This window comes from Streptomyces sp. NRRL S-350 (assembly GCF_000719705.1).
Classification (GTDB): domain Bacteria; phylum Actinomycetota; class Actinomycetes; order Streptomycetales; family Streptomycetaceae; genus Kitasatospora.
The window spans coordinates 36,967-53,702 of record NZ_JOHO01000036.1 but is presented as its reverse complement, the minus strand read 5'-3'; the positions used below and the strand labels follow the sequence as shown (position 1 = coordinate 53,702).

Genomic DNA, 16,736 nt, shown 5'->3' with positions numbered 1-16,736 from the left:
GCGCCGCCCTTGCGGCGGGCCGTGCCGCCGTCGGGTCGTCGGGTCGTCGGGTCGTCGGGTCGTCGGGTCGTCGCGCCGTCGCGCCGTCGCGCTCGTGCTGCCCTCGACCGCCCGGCCGTTGCGCCGTCGCGCCGTGCCGTCCTGGGGTGGGTCAGGTCAGGAGCTTGGCCTTGGCCTGCTGGTACTCCTCCTCGGAGATGGCTCCCCTCTCCTTGAGGTCGGCCAGTCTCGCCAGGTCGTCCACATGGCTGCTGCCGGTGGCTCCGCCCGCTGCGGCGGCGGTGGCGCCGGTGGTGGCTTCGCCCGTGGCCTCGGTCGTGGCGGCGTCCCGGATGTAGGCCCTGAACGCGGCCTCGGACCGCTCGGCCTGCGCGATGTCGCGTTGGCCCATCGACTGCCCTCGGGCGATCAGGTACGCGAGGACGCCGATCAGGGGCAGGACGATCACGAGGACCAGCCAGCCGGCCTTGCCCCAGCCGCTGAGGTCGTGGCTGCGGAAGATGTCCGTGATGATCTTGAACAGCAGGAAGAACCAGAGCACCCAGAGGAACAGCTCCAGCATCGTCCAGAAGATGTTGAGCAGCGGGTAGTCGGTCGCGGCCCACAGGTAGGTGTCCATGGCTGAGTCGTACCACCGCAAAACGGACCCGGCTGTCCGATGTTCGGCCGTTCCGGTGATCTTCCGCGGTCGGGGAATTCCTCGGCCGGGCGGTGACCTCAGCCCTGGTCGGCCCTGCGTCGGAGCTCCACGGCCAGCCCGACCAGCTCGCTCCACCAGGCGTCGTGGCCGGTCAGCAGCAGCCGCTGCGCCTCGGCGGCCGGGACGGCGCGGACCTCGACCACCTGCTCGCCGTCCGCCGGGTTGGTCGGCGAGGAGTCCAGCACGACCTCGGCCCAGCCCCACAGCCAGGCCTTCTCGGGGTGCGGCTGCCACGGCCGGTACGGCACCGGGTCGTCGGTGCGGCAGCGGTGCGCGCCCAGCCAGTCCGGCTCGCCGAGCAGCCGGGCGCCCGCCTCCTCCCGCAGCTCCCGCTCCAGGCAGGCGGCGACGCTCTCGCCCTGCTCCCGGGTGCCGCCGGGCAGGAACCAGTGGTCCCGGTCGTCCCGGCAGAGCACCACGTCGCCGTCCGCGAAGCCGACCAGGTGGATGTTGGTGACCAGTTCGTCCGGTGGCAGCTCGGTGGAGAACTGCGCGTCGTACCGTCCCCAGTTCCAGTACTGCGGCGCGTGCAGCGCCGGGAACAGGGCGGCGAGTTCGGCGGCTCTGGCGGAGGCGGCGGTGCGGTCCGTGGTGTCGGTCATTCGGTGATCGTAGTGCCGGCCGGGAAACGGTGGGGGGCGCTCGGATGGACGAGTGCGATGTCGGAGGTGGAGATGGTGCGGGGGCGGCGGGGGCGCGGCGGCTCCGCCGGTACGCCCACCCAACTGCCCAGCGACACCTCGGCGGTGATGCCCGGTCCGAAGCCGGCGATCAGTCCGCTGGTGCCCTCGGGGACGCCGCCGTCGGCGAACAGCCGGGCGAGTGCGTCGAAGACGACGGCGCTGGCGATGTTGCCGCGTTCGGTGAGCGTCGCCCGGCTGTAGCGGAAGGTGGCCGGCTCCAGGTCGAGGAGGCGGCACAGGTCGTCCAGGATGCGCGGGCCGCCGGCGTGCACGATGTAGAAGCCGAGCGCGGAGACGTCCCAGCCGTGCTCGCCGGCCAGGCCGCGCAGCGCGGGCGCGAGCATCTCCATCGTGCCGGGCACCCGTTTGTCCAACTGGAAGTGGAAGCCGGTGTCCCGCACCCCGTAGGAGATCCAGTTCTCGGTGTCGGGGACGAGGTGCGAGCCGTTGCGTTCGATCTGCACGCCGTGCCCGCCGTGCCCGCGCATCACCACGGCGGCCACCGCGTCCCCGAACAGGCCGTTGGAGAGCAGGGAGCCGACCCCGAGGTCGGTCGGCTGGTAGCAGAGCGAGCAGAACTCGCAGGCGACGATCAGCACGTTGGCGCCCGGGTAGGCGCGGCAGAAGTCGTGTGCGCGGTTCACGGCGGCTCCGCCGGCCGCGCAGCCGAGCTGGGCGATCGGCACCTGGCGGGTGTCGGAGCGGAAGCCCAGGGTGTTGATCAGCCAGGCGGTCATCGACGGCATCATGAAGCCGGTGCACGAGACGTAGACGATGAGGTCGATGTCCCGGGCGGCCAACTCGGCGTGGCCGAGAGCGCGTTCGACGACCTCGGGGACGCGGAGCTTGGCCTCCCGCTCGTACACCTCGTTGCGGGCGGTGAAGCCCGGGTGGGTGAGGGTCCGCTCGATCGGCTGGACCAGGTGCCGGGTCCGCACCCCGGTGTTCTCGATCAACCGCAGGGCCAGGCCGAGTTGGGGATGGTCGGCGTGCAGGGTGCGGGCCAGGTCGAGCGTTTCGTCGAGGGTGATGACGTGCTCGGGCACGGCGATGGCGGGGCGGCAGAGTGTTGCCATGTGGTCTTCCCTGGGGGCCGGTGGCGGGCCGGTGAGGCGCGGAACGGTGGGGGCGGGCCGGGGCGGCGGCGCGTCGGGCGGGGCGGGCGGCTACCAGGCCACCGGCAGGGTGCGCGGGAAGCGCCAGATCGAACCGGAGTCCCAGTCGAGTTCGGCGGGTTCGACGGCCAGGCGCAGCCCGGGGAAGCGCCGCAGCAGGGTGCCGATGGCGACCTGTAGTTCCATCCGGGCCAGGTGCGAACCGAGGCAGTGGTGCTGGCCGTACCCGAAGGCCATGTGGGTGGGCGCACCGCGGTCGAGGTCCAGCTCGTCGGGGCGCTCGTACACCGCGGGGTCGCGGTTGGCGGTCAGGTAGGAGACGTGCACGGCCTCGCCGGCCCGGATCAGCGTGCCGCCCAGCTCGACGTCCTCGGTGGCGACCCGGGCGATGCCGACGCCCTGGCGGAACGGGATGAAGCGCAGCAGCTCCTCCAGGGCGCGCGGCAGCATCTCCGGTCGGGCGCGCACCTGGGCGAGCTGCTCGGGGTGGGTGAGCAGGGTGTAGGTGATGTTGCCGAGCTGGTAGGTGCTGGTGTCGTGCCCGGTGACCAGCAGGACCATCGCCATGACGGTCAACTCGTCCGCGTCGAGCAGTTCGTCGCCGTCGCGGGCGGTGGCGAGGGCGCTGATCAGGTCCTCGCCGGGGTCGGCCCGGCGGGCGGCGGTCAGCTCGCCGAAGTACGCGCGCAGGGCGGCCTTGGCCGCCTCCTGGCCCGCCCGGCTGCCCGGGCCCATGCGCATCATCGCGACGGCGTGGCCGCGCAGTTCGACGCGGTCGGCCTCGGGGATGGCCAGGAGTTCGCAGATGGTGGTGAGCGGGAGCCGGCCGGCCAGGAAGTGCATCAGGTCGGCGGGGGCGCCGTGCTCGACCATCTCGTCGAAGTAGCCGTCGACGGTCCGCTGGGTGGTCGGCCGCAGCCGTTCGACCTGGCGGTTGGTGAAGCCCTGGGCGACCAGCCGGCGCAGCCGGTTGTGGGCGGGCGGGTCCATCAGGTTGATCGCCTCGGCCTGGGCGATCGGGGCGGGCGTCATCCGCGGCAGGTCCCGGCCGATGCCCGCGGCGCGGCTGAACCGGCGGTCGGTGGTGACCACTTTGACGTCCTCGTAGCGGGTGGCCAGCCACGCCTCGCCCTCGCCGTGCGGCAGCCGGATCCTGGCGATCGGGGCCTCGGCGAGCAGCCGTCCGAGGAGGGGGTCGAACTCCAGGCCTTCGGTGTGGTGGAAGGGGCAGTCCCACACGGGGGCGGTGGTGGTCACGGGCCTGTCCAATTGTCTTCGTCATGCCGGGGGGTGGCGCGCCCGCGGTGGTCCCGGGGCGGTTCTCCCGGTCGGGCGCGGACATGCAGATGTTCCCCCATGGACTGGCAAAATGGGGGATTCGCCCGGGAGTTAGCTCTAATGAGTGAGCCGGATGATTGTCGTGCCGATACGGTCAGCCGCCGCCCGGGGCGACCAGCCCGGTCTCGTACGCGAGGACCACCGCCTGCGCCCGGTCGCGCAGGTTCAACTTGGCGAAGATCCGGGCCACGTGCGTCTTCACCGTCGACTCGCTGAGGGTGAGCTCGCGCGCCAACTCGGTGTTGGACAGCCCGCGTCCGAGCAGGGCGAGCACCTCCGCCTCGCGCGGGGTGAGCGGGGCGAGGTCGCGGTGCAGCGCCGGGCCGTCGGCGCCGGGGGCCGGGCGCGGGGCGCCGGCCGCGAACCGCTCGACCAGGCGCCGGGTGATCGAGGGGGCGAGCAGGGCGTCCCCGGTGGCCACCAGGCGGACGGCGGCGGCGAGGTGCGCGGAGGTGACGTCCTTGAGCAGGAAGCCGCTGGCCCCCGCGGACAGGGCGGCGTAGACGTAGTGGTCGAGGTCGAAGGTGGTCAGCATGATCACCCGGCAGTCCGGCACCCGGGCGAGGATGAGGCGGGCGGCCTCCAGGCCGTCCGTGCCGGGCATCCGGATGTCGAGCAGGGCGACGTCCGGCCGGTGCCGGACCGCGGCGGCCACCGCTTCGGCGCCGTCGGCCGCCTCGGCGACCACGTCGATGCCGCGCGCGGTGAGGATCATCCGGAAGCCGGTGCGGACCAGTTCCTGGTCGTCGGCGATCACCACCCGCGGGCGGCGCTCCCGGCCGTCGTCCCCGGTGGCCCGCTCAGCGCCCTGCACCGCGTCTTCCATCGCGCACTCCCTCACGTCCTGCACCGCCTCCTGCACCGCGTCCTGCACCGCGTCCTGCACCGCGTCCTCCCTCGTGTCCCCCGTCACGGACGGTCCAGCGGGATGCGGGCGCGGACCCGGTAACCACCGCCGAGTCGGCGCCGGGCGTCCAGGTCCCCGCCGTACACCGCGACGCGCTCCCGCAGGCCGATCAGCCCGCGCCCGGCACCGTCGGCCGGCCGCTGCGCCGGGGCGGACGGCCCGGATGCGGAGCCGGACCCGCCGGCCGTGGCGGAGCCGGACCCGTCGGCCGTGGCGGAGCCGGAGCCGGCCGGGCCGCCGCCGGACAGCACGCTCGGCCCGCTGTTGAGCACCTCGACCCGCAGGTAGTGGTCCGCATAGCGCACCGTCACCTCCGCCGTCCCCCCGTCCCCGTGCTTGAGCGCGTTGGTCAGTGCCTCCTGGACGATCCGGTACGCCGTCACGTCGATGCCGCCGGGCAGCGGCCGCGGCTCGCCGGAGACCCGCACCTCGACGGGCAGCCCCGCGAAGGCGAACCGGTCGATCAGCGGGCTCAGCCGGCCCAGGCTCGGCTGCGGGGCGAAGCCGTCCCCGTCCGGCTCCTCGCTGCCGTCCGCGGCGGGGGCCAACAGGCCGAGCAGGTGCCGCAGTTCGGTCATGGCGTCCCGTCCGGCGGACTCGACGGCGGTCATCGCCGCCGCCGCCTCCTCCGGCATGGTGGCGAGCACCTCGCGCGCCGCCCCGGCCTGGACCACCATCAGGCTCACGTTGTGGCTGACGATGTCGTGCAACTCGGCGGCGATCCGAGCCCGTTCGGCGTCCACGGCGGTCCGGGCGGCACTCTCGCGCTCCCGTTCCAGCAGCCAGCCGCGCTCGCCGATGGCCGCCCGGTACAGCCGCCGCGCCCGGCCGAGCGCCACGGCCAGCCCGCCGGCGACCGCACACGCCGCCCCGGCCACCGCGACGGCGGCCCACTCCCACTCCGTTCCCCACACGCGACCAGCTTCCCAGGTCACGGCGCGGTCGACGTCATCCGGGGGTGCCGGGCCGGTACATCCCCGGTACTACGGCGGCCCGCGGTTACACCCGGGGTGGGACGTCCCGGCCGGGCGCTCGCCCCTACCGTCGTCCCCATGAGAAACGATCACGACGGGGCCTCCCGGCCGGACGACGCGCAGGTCGTCGTCGAGCTGTCCGGGGTCCACAAGGAGTTCGGCGACGCCAAGGCGCTCGACGGCGTCGACCTGCGGATCCGGGCGGGCGAGGCGGTCGCCGTGATGGGCCCCTCGGGCTGCGGCAAGTCCACCCTGCTGAACATGGTGGCCGGGCTGGACCGGCCCACCTCCGGCACCGTCCGCGTGCAGGGACAGGACCTCGGGCAGCTGAACGAGACCGGCCTGGCACTGTTCCGCCGCCGGCACATCGGGATGGTCTTCCAGTTCTTCAACCTGATCGACGACCTCCCGGCCCTCGACAACGTCGCCCTGGCCGCCCAGCTCACCGGGACCAGCGCCCGCCAGGCACGCCGCCGCGCCCTGGAACTGCTGGACGAACTCGGCGTCGCCCACCGCAAGGACGTCTACCCCGCCACGCTCAGCGGCGGCGAGCGCCAGCGCGTCGCGGTGGCCCGGGCCCTGATGAACCGCCCGGCCCTGCTGCTCGCGGACGAGCCGACCGGCGCGCTCGACAGCCGCTCCGGCGAGCAGGTGATGGACCTGCTGATCGACCTCAACCAGATCGGGCAGACCCTGCTGATCGTCACCCACGACCCCGAGCTGGCCACCCGCTGCGCCAGCCGACTGGTCGAGGTCGCCGACGGCAAGGTGGCGCGCGAGCGGATGCTGGAGTCGTCCTCGTGAACGGCGCCGTGTGGCGGGCCTCCCGGGCAGCCGTGAAACGCCGTCGGGTGCAGACAGTCGTGATCGGCCTGGTCGTCTTCTGCTCCACCGCGACCGTGCTGCTCGCCCTGGCGGTGATCAGCGCCGCCAGGGCCCCGTTCGACGACGCTTTCGACGGGCAGCGCGGCGCCCACGTCGTCGCCGCCTTCGACCCGGCCGCGGCCTCGGCGGAGCAACTGGCCGCCACCGCCCACCGGCCGGGCGTCGAGGCCGCCGCCGGGCCCTTCGACCAGGCCGTCGTGGAGGTCCCCGCCGACTGGCTCGGCCGCCCGCCCGGCCCCTTGACCCTGGTGGGCCGGTCCGACCCGGCCGGGCCGGTGGACCGGGTGGCACTGCTCTCGGGCCGGTGGGCCGACAAGCCCGGCGAGGTGGTCGTCAACGACCCCTTCGGGGGCGCGGCGACCAGGTTCCTGAACTCCTCGCTCGACACCCGCAGCGGGCAGTTCACCATCGTCGGCTTCGCCACCAGCATGAGCCAGTCCGCCGGAGGATGGGTCACCCCCGAGCAGGCGGCCGCCCTGCACCCCACCGCCCGGCAGATGCTCTACCGGTTCTCCGACGCCTCCGGCGAGCAGCAGCTCACCGCCGCCATGGGCACGGTCACCGAGGGCCTGCCCGAGCACGCACTCGCCAACGCCCAGTCCTACCTGGTCCTCAAGCAGGCCTTCTCGGCGGGCGCCGACGCCTACCTGCCGCTGATGACCGTCTTCGGCGTCCTCGGCCTGGTCGTCGCCGCGCTGATCGTCGGCAACGTGGTGAGCGGCGCGGTGGTCTCCGGCTACCGGCACATCGGCGTGCTGAAATCGATCGGCTTCACCCCGCGCCAGGTGGTCACGGTCTACCTGACCATGGTCTCGGTGCCCGCGGCCGTCGGGACAGTCCTGGGCACGGTGGCCGGCTGGGCGGCGTCGCAGCCGATCCTCCAGGGCGCCTTCGCCGGGATCACCACCGGCACCGCCGTGATCGAGCCGGCCGGCTGGCTGCCCCCCGCCACCCTGATCGGCGTCCCGCTGCTGGTCGTCCTCGCCGCCCTGGTCCCGGCCTCGCGCGCCCACCGGCTCTCCGCGGCCCAGGCCATCTCGGCCGGCAGCGCGCCGCGCAACGGGCGCGGGCTGAAGGTCCAGCGCCGGCTGAGCGGCACCCGGCTGCCGCGCGCCGTCAGCCTCGGCCTCGGCCAGCCCTTCGCCCGCCCCGCCCGCACCGCGCTCACCATGTCGGCGATCGTGCTCGGTGTGCTCACCGTGACCGTGACGACCGGGCTGAGCACCACCCTGACCAGGCTGGTGGACCACGGCGACGGCCACACCCACGTCACCGTGCAGACCAACCACTTCTCGGCCGACAAGATCGAGCCCAGGCTGACCCCGGACCAGACCACGGCGATGCTCCGCGCCACCCCCGGCGCCGAGCGGGTCGTCGCGCGCGGGCTGGTCCAGGTCGGGCTGGTCGGCACCACCCAGCCGGTCTTCGCCAACTTCTACGGCGGGGACACCGCCGGCTCCAAGCGGCTCCAGGTGGTCAAGGGCCGCGCGGCGACCGGCCCGAACGAGATCGAGGCCGGGCCGTCCTTCCTCAAGCAGCACGGACTCAAGCTCGGCGACCGGCTCACCCTGGACCTCGACGGCCGGCAACTGGCCGTCACCGTCGTCGGCGAGGAGAGCGAGGGCAACCCCCGGGCGTTCACCTCCAACGACGCCACCAGGGCGGCCCTCACCGACGACCCGCACGCCGTCGAGTACGACGTGACACTCGCCGAGGGCGCCGACGCCCAGGCGTACCAGCGGGCGGTGACGGCCGCCGACCCGAGCCTCTCGCCCTCGGTGTTCGCCCCCGACCCGCCCGGTCCGATCGTCGCGGTCGTCGGCTTCGCCACGGTCTTCACGGTGCTGCTGTCGGTGGCCGCCGCCCTGGGCGTCTTCAACACCCTGCTGCTCACCATCCGTGAGCGCCGCCGGGACCTCGGCATGCTCAAGTCGATCGGGATGACGCCCCGGCAGGTGGTGGCGATGACGGTCACCTCGGTCGCCTGGCAGGGCGTGGTCAGCGCGGCCCTCGGAGTCCCGGCCGGAATCCTGGCGCACCGGCTGCTCGTCGAGAACGTCGGGAGCATCGTCTTCACGGAGTGGATGATCGACGTCTGGAGCACCCCGATGCTGGCCGCCGTCGCCCTGGCGGGTGTCGCGATCGCCGTCCTCGGCGCCCTCCTCCCGGCCCGCTCGGCGGCCCGGCTGCCGATCGCGGAGGTGCTGCACAACGAGTGACCGCGGCGGAACGGGGCGGGGGCGGGGTCGGGTCAGGGCGGGGTCGGGTGGGGGTCAGGGCGGGGGCGGGGTCGGATGCGGCGGAACTGTGCGCCACAAGGCTGACATCCCGTCACCGGAAGCCGTTCGACGGCCTATCATCGCGCCATGTCCACCGCTGAGCTGATCCGCATCGTCTCCCGCTCCTCGCCCATGGCGCTCGCCCAGGTCGACCGGGTCCGCGCCGAACTCGCCGCCCTGCACCCGGACCTGCGCACCGAGGTGGTGCCCGTCACCACCTCCGGCGACCGCTGGACGGGAGACCTCGCGCACCTCGGCGGCAAGGGCGCGTTCACCAAGGAGGTCGACGCCGCACTGCTCGCCGGGGAAGCCGACGTCGCCGTGCACTGCCTCAAGGACGTACCCGCCGACCGCCCGCTGCCCGCCGGCACCGTCTTCGCCGCCTACCTGCGCCGCGACGACATCCGCGACGCGCTCGTCCACCCCGGCGGCCTGACCCTCGCCCAGCTCCCGCCCGGCACCCGGATCGGCACCTCCTCCGTCCGCCGCATCGCCCAACTCGCCTCCTCCCACCCGCACCTGGAGTGCGTCCCGATCCGCGGCAACGCCAACAGCCGGCTCGCCAAGCTGGCGGCCGGGGACGTGGACGCGCTCCTGCTGGCCGTCTCCGGCCTGGAACGGATCGGCGAACAGGCGCGGATCACCGAGGTCCTCGGCACCGAGGCGATGTGCCCGCCCATCGGCGCCGGGATCCTCGTCCTGCAGTGCCGCGAGGACGACACCGCGACCATCGGAGCCGTCACCGGGCTCGGCCACCACGACACCTGGCGCGAGGCGGCCGCCGAGCGCATGTTCCTGCACGCGCTGCAGGGCCACTGCAACAGCCCGATCGCCGGCTACGCCAAGGCCGAGCCGGACGGCCGCCTCTCCCTGCGCGGCCGGGTCTTCACCCCCGACGGCAAGCGGGTGCTGGACGCCCACGAGTGGGCGGGCGCGCTCGACCCGGAGGACCTGGGGACCTCGGTGGCCCTCGCGCTCAAGCGGCAGGGGGCGCAGGAGCTGATCTCCTCGATCCCGCACTGATCCGGTGACGGACCCGCACCCGTCAGGCGCCGAAGCCGCGCCGATCCCGAGCCGAAGCCGCTGATCCCGCCCTGATCCCGCCCTGATCCCGCGCTGATCCCGCCCTGATCCGGCCGGGGACGTGCCGCCGGGGATTCCCGGCCCGTGGGAGAACCGGGCGGGTGCCCCGGGCGTCCGTTGAGGCGTGATCACTGCGGTGCTCGGCGGGATGCCGATGTTCTGGCCCGGGCTCCTGCTCTCGCTGGTGCCCGCGGCCCTGCTGAACCGGCCGGTGGGACGGCTGCTGCGGGCCCACTGGGCGGTGGGCTTCGTCCTGCTGCTCGGGCTCGGCGGGGTCGTCGTGGCGACCCTGCTGCCGGAGGCGCTCCGGCTCTCGGAGGACGCCGTCCGGCACTGCACCGTCGACGGCGGGCGGCCCCGGTCGCCGTACGAACTGCTGCACGTGCGGCACATCGAGCTCAAGCTGGCGACCTACGCCCCGGTGGGCTTCGCGGCCGCGCTCGCCGGCACCCGGCGGCGGGCCGCGGTGGCGCTGCTCGCGGCGGCGGCCCTGCCGTTCACGGTGTCGGCCGTGCACTACGCGCTGCCGGTGATCGGCCGGCCCTGCGACGTGCAGGACGTCTGGGACGGCGTGCAGGGCGTCGTCCTGGGCGCGGCGGTGGGCCTGGTGGCCGGGCCGGCGGCGCGGGCGCTACGGGCCCGGGCACGGGTGGCCTGACAGGCGGGTGACCCGACGGGCGGGTGCCCGAACGGTCCGCACCGGCCGTGGGCGCCGCGGTCCGTGGTCCTCGGCCGTCACGGACCGGCGGTGGCGGTCACCGGTCGAGCAGGGGGAAGAGCCGGGTGACTGCCGCGACCGGGCGGGCACCGGCGGGCCGGGCGGCCGGATCGGCCTCGCGGCCGCGGTACCGGCCGAGCACCTGCCGGACGGCCTCGCCGACGGCGGCCAGTTCCTCGGGCGTCAGGTAGACGACCTCGCTGAACGCCTCGTCGCGCTGCCAGTCCGCCGGGGCCTCGCCGCGCCGGGCCAGCCAGCGCTGGTAGCTCTCGTACTCGAGCCCTCGGGCCAGTTCGCCGAACCCGTCCGCGGCAGTGGGGCGTTGCGGTTGCGGAAGTCGCCACGGCCGGGCCCGCCCGTCGGCGGCCGGCGCCTCCTCGATCAGTCCGTGTCGGCCCAGCTGCCGCAGGTGGAAGGAGCACAGGCCCGAGCTGAGTCCGAGCCGGGCGGCGGCCTCGGTGGACGTGACGGTGCCGAGTTCGGCGAGGAGGGCCAGCAGCGCGCTGCGGACGGCGTGCTCGGGCAGCGAGCCGGATCTGACGAGGTCTTCGGTCACTTTGCAAATTCTGCTACTTTGCAAAGCCGACAGCAAGCCCAGCCCCTCCGAGGAGCGCCCGTGTCCGAGCTGCGCGAACCCCCGACCGTCCTGCGGATCACCGAGGTGGGGGAGGAGATCCTGCGCCGCACCTGCCGCACGGCGACCGAGGAGGACTTCGGCAGCGAGCGCCTGGCCCGGCTCATCGACGACATGTTCGTCACCATGGCCGTCGCCGACGGCTGCGGCCTCGCCGCCAACCAGGTGGACGTGGACCTGCGCCTGTTCGTCTACGACTGCCCCGACGACGACGGCGTCCGGCACACCGGCCACGTGCTCAACCCGGTGGTCGAGGAACAGGATCCCGGCCGCCCGCTGATCGAGGACACCGAAGGCTGCCTCTCCGTCCCCGGCGCGCACACCCGGCTCGCCCGCCCGGCCCGTGCCGTGGTGCACGGCGTCGACCAGTACGGCGACCCCGTCACCATCGAAGGCACCGGCTACTTCGCCCGCTGCCTGCAGCACGAGACCGACCATCTGAACGGCGGGCTGTACCTCGACCGGCTCTCCGCCCGCGACCGCAAGCGGATGACGAAGCAGTCCGCCGACCGGCGGGAGAAGGTGTTCGCCGAGCGCGCCGCGAGGGCCGCCAAGACCGAGGCCGTCAAGGCTGGCCGGGCCGTCAAGGCCGCCGAGGCGACGCGGTGACCGAACCCGCGCACCTCGCCGCCGTCCGCGCGTCGTACGACGCCATCGCCGCCGACTACCTGCGCCTCGTCGTCCCGCCCGAGGGCATGGACCCGCTGTCCCGGGCGATGCTCGCCGCCTTCGCCGAGCTGGTACGGGAATCGGGCGGTGGCGACGTCGCCGACCTCGGGTGCGGGCCGGGGCGGGTGACGGCCTACCTGGACGGCCTGGGGCTGTCGGCCTTCGGCGTCGACGTGTCGGGCGAGATGATCGCGCTCGCCCGTCGCGCCTACCCCCGACTGCGCTTCCTGCAGGGCTCGATGGACGCCCTCGACCTCCCCGACGGCGCCCTCGGCGGTGTCCTCGCCTGGTACTCCGTCCACCACACGCCGCCCGCTCGACTGCCCGACCTGTTCACCGAGTTCCACCGGGTCCTCGCCCCCGGCGGCCACCTCCTCCTCGGCGGGCACACGGGTGACGCCTGGCTGAACCCCGCCCAGGCGTACGGCCACCCGGTGTCGTACACCGCCCACATGCTCCCGGCGGCCCGCCTGGCCGCACTGCTGGACGCAGCCGGCTTCACCGTCACGACGCGGCTGGAGCAGCCGAACCCGCGGCGCGAGGACCGCTCGTACGTCTGCCTGCTGGCCGAGGCCCGCAAGGGCTGAGCCCGTCAGGCTGCGGCGGGCGGGGCCGGGCAGATCCACAGGCGGGCCGGGGCCACGGGCGCGGAGGCGGGCGCGCGGGAGACGACCCGAGGGGCCGGCCTCAGTCGGTCGTGTTTCCCGTGACCAGGGTGTCGGCGAGCCGTTCGGCCGTCGCTGGGTCCAACGGGCCGTGGCCGAGCAGGAAGCGGTACCAGAAGACCCCGTAGACCTGGTCCACGATCAGGTCCAGGTCGGCGTCCTGGGCCAGTTCGCCGCGCTCGCGCCCCCGGGAGAGGAGTTCGCGCAGGGCGGTGCGGCGGCCGGCGGTGAAGGTCTGCACGAGTTCGGCGAGGTGGGGGTCGCGGGCGGCCTCGCGGACGACGGTGCGCAGGGCGGAGGCGGTGGTGCTGCGCTGGGCGGCGTCGAAGGTGGTGGCGACGAAGGCGCGCAGATCGGTGCGGAGGGCACCGGTGTCGGGGCCGTGGACGTCCTGGTCGGCGCGGTCGGTGAGGGCGTCGAGCAGCACGGCGCCCTTGGAGGGCCACCAGCGGTAGACGGTCTGCTTGCCGACGCCTGCCGTGCGGGCGATGGCGTCGATGGTGACGGGTGTGCCGTCCGCGTCGGCGAGCAGGTGCAGGGCGGCGTCGAGGATCGCCTGGTGGGCGGCCTCGTTGCGGCGGCGTCCGGTGTGCGGGCGGGGCGCGGGCGAGGGTTGCCGGGTCGTCGTCTCGGCGATGCGCCGCTGCTCCCTCTCCTCTGGTTGCTCCTCCTGCTCCTCCTGCTCCTCCTGCTCCTCCTGCCCCGACTGCTCCGACTGCCCCGGCTGTCCGGGCTGCTCGACGGGTTCCGGTGCTGCCGTGGGCCCGGTTCGGGGTCCGGTCTCGTTCATCGTGCTTCCTCTCCTCGTGCCCCCGGTTTTCCTGCCCCCACTTGACAAGACTAGCAGTCTCGACAAACATCGTTGCCAGAACCGATGGTCTCGACAATCCGAAGGGCCTCACCACCATGAGCACTGCGTCAAACCTCTTCACCGGCCAGCGCGTCGTCGTCATGGGCGGCAGCTCGGGCATCGGCGAGGCCGCCGCCACCGCCTTCGCCGCGGACGGCGCCGAGGTGGTGGTCACCGGTCGCGACCGCGAGCGGCTGGACGCCGCCGTCGCCCGGATCGGCGGCAAGACCACCGGCCGGCAGCTGGACGCGACCGACCCCGTCGCGCTCGCCGCCTTCTTCGCCGAGGAGGGCACCGTGGACCACCTGGTCGTCGCGGTCAGCGGCGCGGCCGGCAGCGGCCCGTTCGCACAGCTCGACCTGGCCGACCTCGCCACCGGATTCGACGCCAAGTTCTGGCCGCAGGTCCGCGTCCTGCAGGCGGCGCTGCCGCACCTGCGCGAGGACGGCTCGGTCACCCTGATCACCGCCGCCTCCGCCCGCGCGGCGATCCCCGGCACCGCCGGACTGGCCGCGATCAACGGCGCGTTGGAGGCGATGGTCCCGCCGCTGGCCGTCGAGCTCGCCCCGCTGCGGGTCAACGCCGTCTCGCCCGGCGTCATCGACACCCCGTGGTGGGACCGCGTCCCGGTCGAGCAGCGCACCGCGCTCTTCGAGGGCCTGGCCGCCACCACCCCGGTCGGCCGGGTCGGCCGCGCCGAGGACGTGGCCCGGGCGATCCACCTGCTCGCGGCCAACACCTTCGTCACGGGCGTGGTGTTCGACTGCACCGGCGGCGCCAACCTGCCCACCGGCCGCTGAACCCGCTGCGGGCCGCCCCGGCAGGATTCCCGGGGCGGGCCGCAGCTGTCGCGGGTCAGGGGCGGCTGCTACGACACCCGGGCCGGTCCGGGCCCCGTCACCACTCGGCCACCCGGTAGTCCTTGAGGAACACCCCCGACACCGGGTGCCCGGCCTCGCCCCGGACGATCGGGTCGTACACCCGGGCCGCGCCGTCGACGACGTCCAGCGGCGTGCGGAACCCGCGGGCGGCGATCCGCGCCTTCTTGGGCGCCGGGTTCTCGTCGGTGATCCAGCCGGTGTCGACGGCGCACATGTGCACGCCCTGGCCGGCGAGTTCGGCGGCGCCGGTGCGGGTGAGCATGTTGAGCGCGGCCTTCGCCATGTTGGTGTGAGGGTGCCGGGCGGCCTTGTTGCGGACGGCGAACCGGCCCTCCACCGCCGTGACGTTGACGATGTAGCGGGCGGGGTGCGGCGAGGCCAGCAGCAGGGGCAGCAGCCGGTCGCAGAGCAGTGCCGGGGCCAGGGCGTTGACCAGCTGGGTCTCCAGGACCTCCACCGGGTCGAGCGAACCGAGCGTGGCGGACCAGGAGTTGGCGGGGGCGAGGTCGGGCAGCAGCCCGGCCTCGTCCGTCAGGTCGAGCAGCGTCCCCAGGCCCGAGGCGAGTTGGGGCGGCCCGGAGCTCGGTCGGAAGCCGGGCGCATGGCTGATCGCCCGGCGGTCGCCAGCGGGCAGGGCGTCCTGCTCGCCGGCGGCCAGCAGGGCGTACGACTCGGGCGGGCGGCGGAGGGTCTGGGCGGCGTTGTTGACGAGGATGTCGAGCGGGCGCCCGTCCGCGCGCAACCGGTCGGCCAGCCCGAGGACTTGGCGTGGGTCACGGAGGTCGATGCCGACCACGGTGAGCCGGTCCCGCCAGTGCTCGCTGCCCTCGGCGGCGCGGAAGCGCCGGACGGTGTCCTGCGGGAAGCGGCTGGTGACGATCAGCTCTGCGCCGTCGCGCAGCATCATCAGGGCGAGCTGGAAGCCGATCTTCACCCGCCCGCCGGTGAGCAGCGCGCGGCGCCCGCGCAGGTCGGTGCCCAGCGCGCGGCGCGCGGTGTTGTCGGCCGAGCAGCCCGGGCAGAGCATGTGGTAGAAGCCGTCGACCTGGCGGTAGGCCTTGCAGACATAGCACTTGCGCGGCATCCGCAGCTCGCCGACGGGACCGCCCCGTTCCGCGAGCGGGGCGTCCTCGCGGCGGTCCCGGCCGCCGGTCGCGGTGGCGGCGAGGAGTTCGGCGTCGGCGTCCCGGACGGCCTGCCGCGCCTCCTGGCGGCGGCGCTTGCGGCTCTCCATCACGAAGGAGCTGAGCTGCCGCTCGGCGTGCAGCCTGGTGCGGTCGTGCGAGGGGAGCGCCCGCAGGCGGCCGAGGGTGCGGCTGAACGCGGCGAGTTCCTCGGGGGTGGGGCCTGCCGGGCGGGCGGCGTCGCCGGTCGGAAGGATGGTCGTGTCGAGTTGGTCGTGGTCGTCCCGGACCGTCATGTCCGCCCCCTCGGTGCCGTACAGGTGGGAGGGAGAGTAGTCGACGGTCCGGGACGATGAGATGCCAATTTCCCCGGAGCTTCAACCGTTGCCGTTGCCGTTGCCGTTGCCACTGCCACTGCCACTGCCACTGCCGTTGCCGTGGCCGTGATCCGGTGACCGGCTGGTCAGTCCGTGCACGGTGACGACGGAGGATCGACGGCCGGATCCGCGGGCACGGCGGGAAACCCGGGAGCGTGCGCCCGGCCCGCACCCCTACGGTGGGCCGATGATCATGCGAAGCGATGTGAACGGCCCCCGGATCTGCTTCCTCGGCGACTCCTTCGTCCAGGGCCTCGGCGACCCGGAGTTCCGCGGCTGGGTCGGCCGGGTGCTGCAGGCCGCCGCTCCGGGCGCCACCGCCTTCAACCTCGGTGTCCGCCGCGACACTTCGGCGCAGGTGCGGCGGCGCGGCCGGCCCGAGGTGGAGGCGCGGACCGTGCCCGGCGCGGACAACCGGCTGGTGGTCTCCTTCGGTGCCAACGACGCGATGACGGAGGACGGCGCACCGCGCGTCGCGCACGAGGACACCGTGGCCAACCTCGCCGCTCTGCTCGACGACGCCCGCGCGCGGGGCATCGGCGTGCTGGTGGTGGGCCCACCGGTGGTGGTGTGCGGGGGAGTCGAGCACCTGGAGAGGCTGCGGAAGCTCGCCTCGGCCATGGCCGCGCTCTGCGCGTCGCACCGGATCCCGTTCGTCGACGTCACCGAGGCGCTGGCGGCCGACCCGGTCTGGACGGCCGAGGCCGCGGCCGGGGACGGCGCGCACCCGGGCGCGGGAGGGTACGGACGGCTGGCGGAGCTGGTCCTGGAGGGCGGCTTCCGCGAGTGGATCCGAGCGGACTTGACCTCGAGTGCACTCCAAGGTGAAAGCTGAGGGCGTCGGATCACGCACC

At 74.2% G+C, this 16,736-nt stretch carries 17 protein-coding genes; 8 read left to right on the top strand and 9 right to left on the bottom strand.

Going from position 1 to position 16,736, the window contains the following annotated elements; translation table 11 throughout:
• Positions 1 to 151: 151 nt before the first annotated feature.
• The 6 genes from IF30_RS0126940 to IF30_RS0126915 all read right to left on the bottom strand — a co-directional run bounded on the left by IF30_RS0126940 (position 152) and on the right by IF30_RS0126915 (position 5,657).
• On the bottom strand, positions 152 to 619 hold the full coding sequence (locus tag IF30_RS0126940; RefSeq protein ID WP_030243236.1) for an SHOCT domain-containing protein: 468 nt from the start codon (positions 617 to 619) through the stop codon (positions 152 to 154).
• A gap of 98 nt (positions 620 to 717) precedes the next feature.
• The gene (locus tag IF30_RS0126935; protein WP_078891721.1) at positions 718 to 1,302 is read right to left on the bottom strand and encodes an NUDIX hydrolase; all 585 of its coding nucleotides are present in this window, start codon (positions 1,300 to 1,302) and stop codon (positions 718 to 720) included.
• Positions 1,299 to 2,459 (bottom strand): type III polyketide synthase, encoded by a 1,161-nt coding sequence (locus IF30_RS0126930; RefSeq protein ID WP_051711252.1) that lies wholly within the window; start codon positions 2,457 to 2,459, stop codon positions 1,299 to 1,301. The genes IF30_RS0126935 and IF30_RS0126930 overlap by 4 nt, the downstream gene beginning before the upstream one ends.
• A 90-nt stretch (positions 2,460 to 2,549) precedes the next feature.
• Positions 2,550 to 3,755 (bottom strand): cytochrome P450, encoded by a 1,206-nt coding sequence (locus IF30_RS0126925; protein ID WP_030243230.1) that lies wholly within the window; start codon positions 3,753 to 3,755, stop codon positions 2,550 to 2,552.
• Between the two features lie 175 nt (positions 3,756 to 3,930).
• Positions 3,931 to 4,662, bottom strand: coding sequence for a response regulator (locus IF30_RS0126920; RefSeq protein ID WP_051711266.1), 732 nt, complete (start codon positions 4,660 to 4,662; stop codon positions 3,931 to 3,933).
• An 83-nt stretch (positions 4,663 to 4,745) separates the two neighbouring features.
• Positions 4,746 to 5,657 carry a sensor histidine kinase gene (locus tag IF30_RS0126915; protein WP_037901307.1) on the bottom strand — a complete coding sequence of 304 codons (912 nt, stop codon included), beginning with the start codon at positions 5,655 to 5,657 and terminating at the stop codon, positions 4,746 to 4,748.
• A gap of 138 nt (positions 5,658 to 5,795) precedes the next feature.
• Here IF30_RS0126915 and IF30_RS0126910 point away from each other — a divergent pair, with 138 nt between their 5' ends.
• The 4 genes from IF30_RS0126910 (at position 5,796) to IF30_RS0126895 (ending at position 10,622) form a co-directional block, all read left to right on the top strand.
• Positions 5,796 to 6,521 (top strand): ABC transporter ATP-binding protein, encoded by a 726-nt coding sequence (locus IF30_RS0126910; protein WP_051711249.1) that lies wholly within the window; start codon positions 5,796 to 5,798, stop codon positions 6,519 to 6,521.
• A 47-nt stretch (positions 6,522 to 6,568) separates the two neighbouring features.
• On the top strand, positions 6,569 to 8,821 hold the full coding sequence (locus IF30_RS0126905) for an ABC transporter permease (protein ID WP_234322853.1): 2,253 nt from the start codon (positions 6,569 to 6,571) through the stop codon (positions 8,819 to 8,821).
• Positions 8,822 to 8,968: 147 nt separating this feature from the next.
• Positions 8,969 to 9,904 carry a hydroxymethylbilane synthase gene (gene hemC, locus IF30_RS0126900; protein ID WP_030243222.1) on the top strand — a complete coding sequence of 312 codons (936 nt, stop codon included), beginning with the start codon at positions 8,969 to 8,971 and terminating at the stop codon, positions 9,902 to 9,904.
• A 184-nt stretch (positions 9,905 to 10,088) separates the two neighbouring features.
• Entirely contained in the window at positions 10,089 to 10,622 is a 534-nt protein-coding gene (locus IF30_RS0126895; RefSeq protein WP_030243220.1) for a hypothetical protein, read from the top strand.
• 97 nt (positions 10,623 to 10,719) lie between these two features.
• Here IF30_RS0126895 and IF30_RS0126890 read toward each other — a convergent pair whose 3' ends face one another.
• Positions 10,720 to 11,238, bottom strand: a complete 519-nt coding sequence (locus IF30_RS0126890) for a helix-turn-helix domain-containing protein (protein WP_030243218.1) — start codon at positions 11,236 to 11,238, stop codon at positions 10,720 to 10,722.
• 60 nt (positions 11,239 to 11,298) lie between these two features.
• Here IF30_RS0126890 and def point away from each other — a divergent pair, with 60 nt between their 5' ends.
• Positions 11,299 to 11,925, top strand: a complete 627-nt coding sequence (gene def, locus IF30_RS0126885) for a peptide deformylase (RefSeq protein ID WP_234322852.1) — start codon at positions 11,299 to 11,301, stop codon at positions 11,923 to 11,925.
• Complete coding sequence (locus tag IF30_RS0126880; RefSeq protein WP_030243215.1) at positions 11,922 to 12,572, top strand: class I SAM-dependent methyltransferase; 651 nt, start codon at positions 11,922 to 11,924, stop codon at positions 12,570 to 12,572. Before def ends, IF30_RS0126880 begins: the two co-directional genes overlap by 4 nt.
• A gap of 100 nt (positions 12,573 to 12,672) precedes the next feature.
• On the opposite strand, the gene IF30_RS0126875 is transcribed toward IF30_RS0126880, so the two are convergent.
• Positions 12,673 to 13,440, bottom strand: a complete 768-nt coding sequence (locus IF30_RS0126875; RefSeq protein WP_078891720.1) for a TetR/AcrR family transcriptional regulator — start codon at positions 13,438 to 13,440, stop codon at positions 12,673 to 12,675.
• A gap of 116 nt (positions 13,441 to 13,556) precedes the next feature.
• Between IF30_RS0126875 and IF30_RS0126870 the strand changes: the two genes are divergently transcribed.
• Entirely contained in the window at positions 13,557 to 14,300 is a 744-nt protein-coding gene (locus tag IF30_RS0126870) for an SDR family oxidoreductase (RefSeq protein ID WP_030243212.1), read from the top strand.
• A 97-nt stretch (positions 14,301 to 14,397) separates the two neighbouring features.
• Here IF30_RS0126870 and IF30_RS0126865 read toward each other — a convergent pair whose 3' ends face one another.
• Positions 14,398 to 15,801, bottom strand: coding sequence for an SDR family NAD(P)-dependent oxidoreductase (locus IF30_RS0126865; protein ID WP_078891719.1), 1,404 nt, complete (start codon positions 15,799 to 15,801; stop codon positions 14,398 to 14,400).
• Between the two features lie 268 nt (positions 15,802 to 16,069).
• On the opposite strand from IF30_RS0126865, the gene IF30_RS0126860 reads away from it, so the two are divergent.
• Positions 16,070 to 16,717, top strand: a complete 648-nt coding sequence (locus IF30_RS0126860; protein ID WP_234322851.1) for a GDSL-type esterase/lipase family protein — start codon at positions 16,070 to 16,072, stop codon at positions 16,715 to 16,717.
• Positions 16,718 to 16,736 lie beyond the last annotated feature (19 nt).

What these genes read in the sequence shown, in the direction of transcription:
- IF30_RS0126940 (WP_030243236.1), bottom strand. Translation starts at nt 619, where the DNA reads ATGGACACCTACCTGTGGGCCGCGACCGACTACCCGCTGCTCAACATC.
- IF30_RS0126935 (WP_078891721.1), bottom strand. Translation starts at nt 1,302, where the DNA reads ATGACCGACACCACGGACCGCACCGCCGCCTCCGCCAGAGCCGCCGAA.
- IF30_RS0126930 (WP_051711252.1), bottom strand. Translation starts at nt 2,459, where the DNA reads ATGGCAACACTCTGCCGCCCCGCCATCGCCGTGCCCGAGCACGTCATC.
- IF30_RS0126920 (WP_051711266.1), bottom strand. Translation starts at nt 4,662, where the DNA reads ATGGAAGACGCGGTGCAGGGCGCTGAGCGGGCCACCGGGGACGACGGC.
- IF30_RS0126910 (WP_051711249.1), top strand. Translation starts at nt 5,796, where the DNA reads ATGAGAAACGATCACGACGGGGCCTCCCGGCCGGACGACGCGCAGGTC.
- hemC (WP_030243222.1), top strand. Translation starts at nt 8,969, where the DNA reads ATGTCCACCGCTGAGCTGATCCGCATCGTCTCCCGCTCCTCGCCCATG.
- IF30_RS0126875 (WP_078891720.1), bottom strand. Translation starts at nt 13,440, where the DNA reads ATGAACGAGACCGGACCCCGAACCGGGCCCACGGCAGCACCGGAACCC.
- IF30_RS0126870 (WP_030243212.1), top strand. Translation starts at nt 13,557, where the DNA reads ATGAGCACTGCGTCAAACCTCTTCACCGGCCAGCGCGTCGTCGTCATG.
- IF30_RS0126865 (WP_078891719.1), bottom strand. Translation starts at nt 15,801, where the DNA reads ATGACGGTCCGGGACGACCACGACCAACTCGACACGACCATCCTTCCG.
- IF30_RS0126860 (WP_234322851.1), top strand. Translation starts at nt 16,070, where the DNA reads ATGATCATGCGAAGCGATGTGAACGGCCCCCGGATCTGCTTCCTCGGC.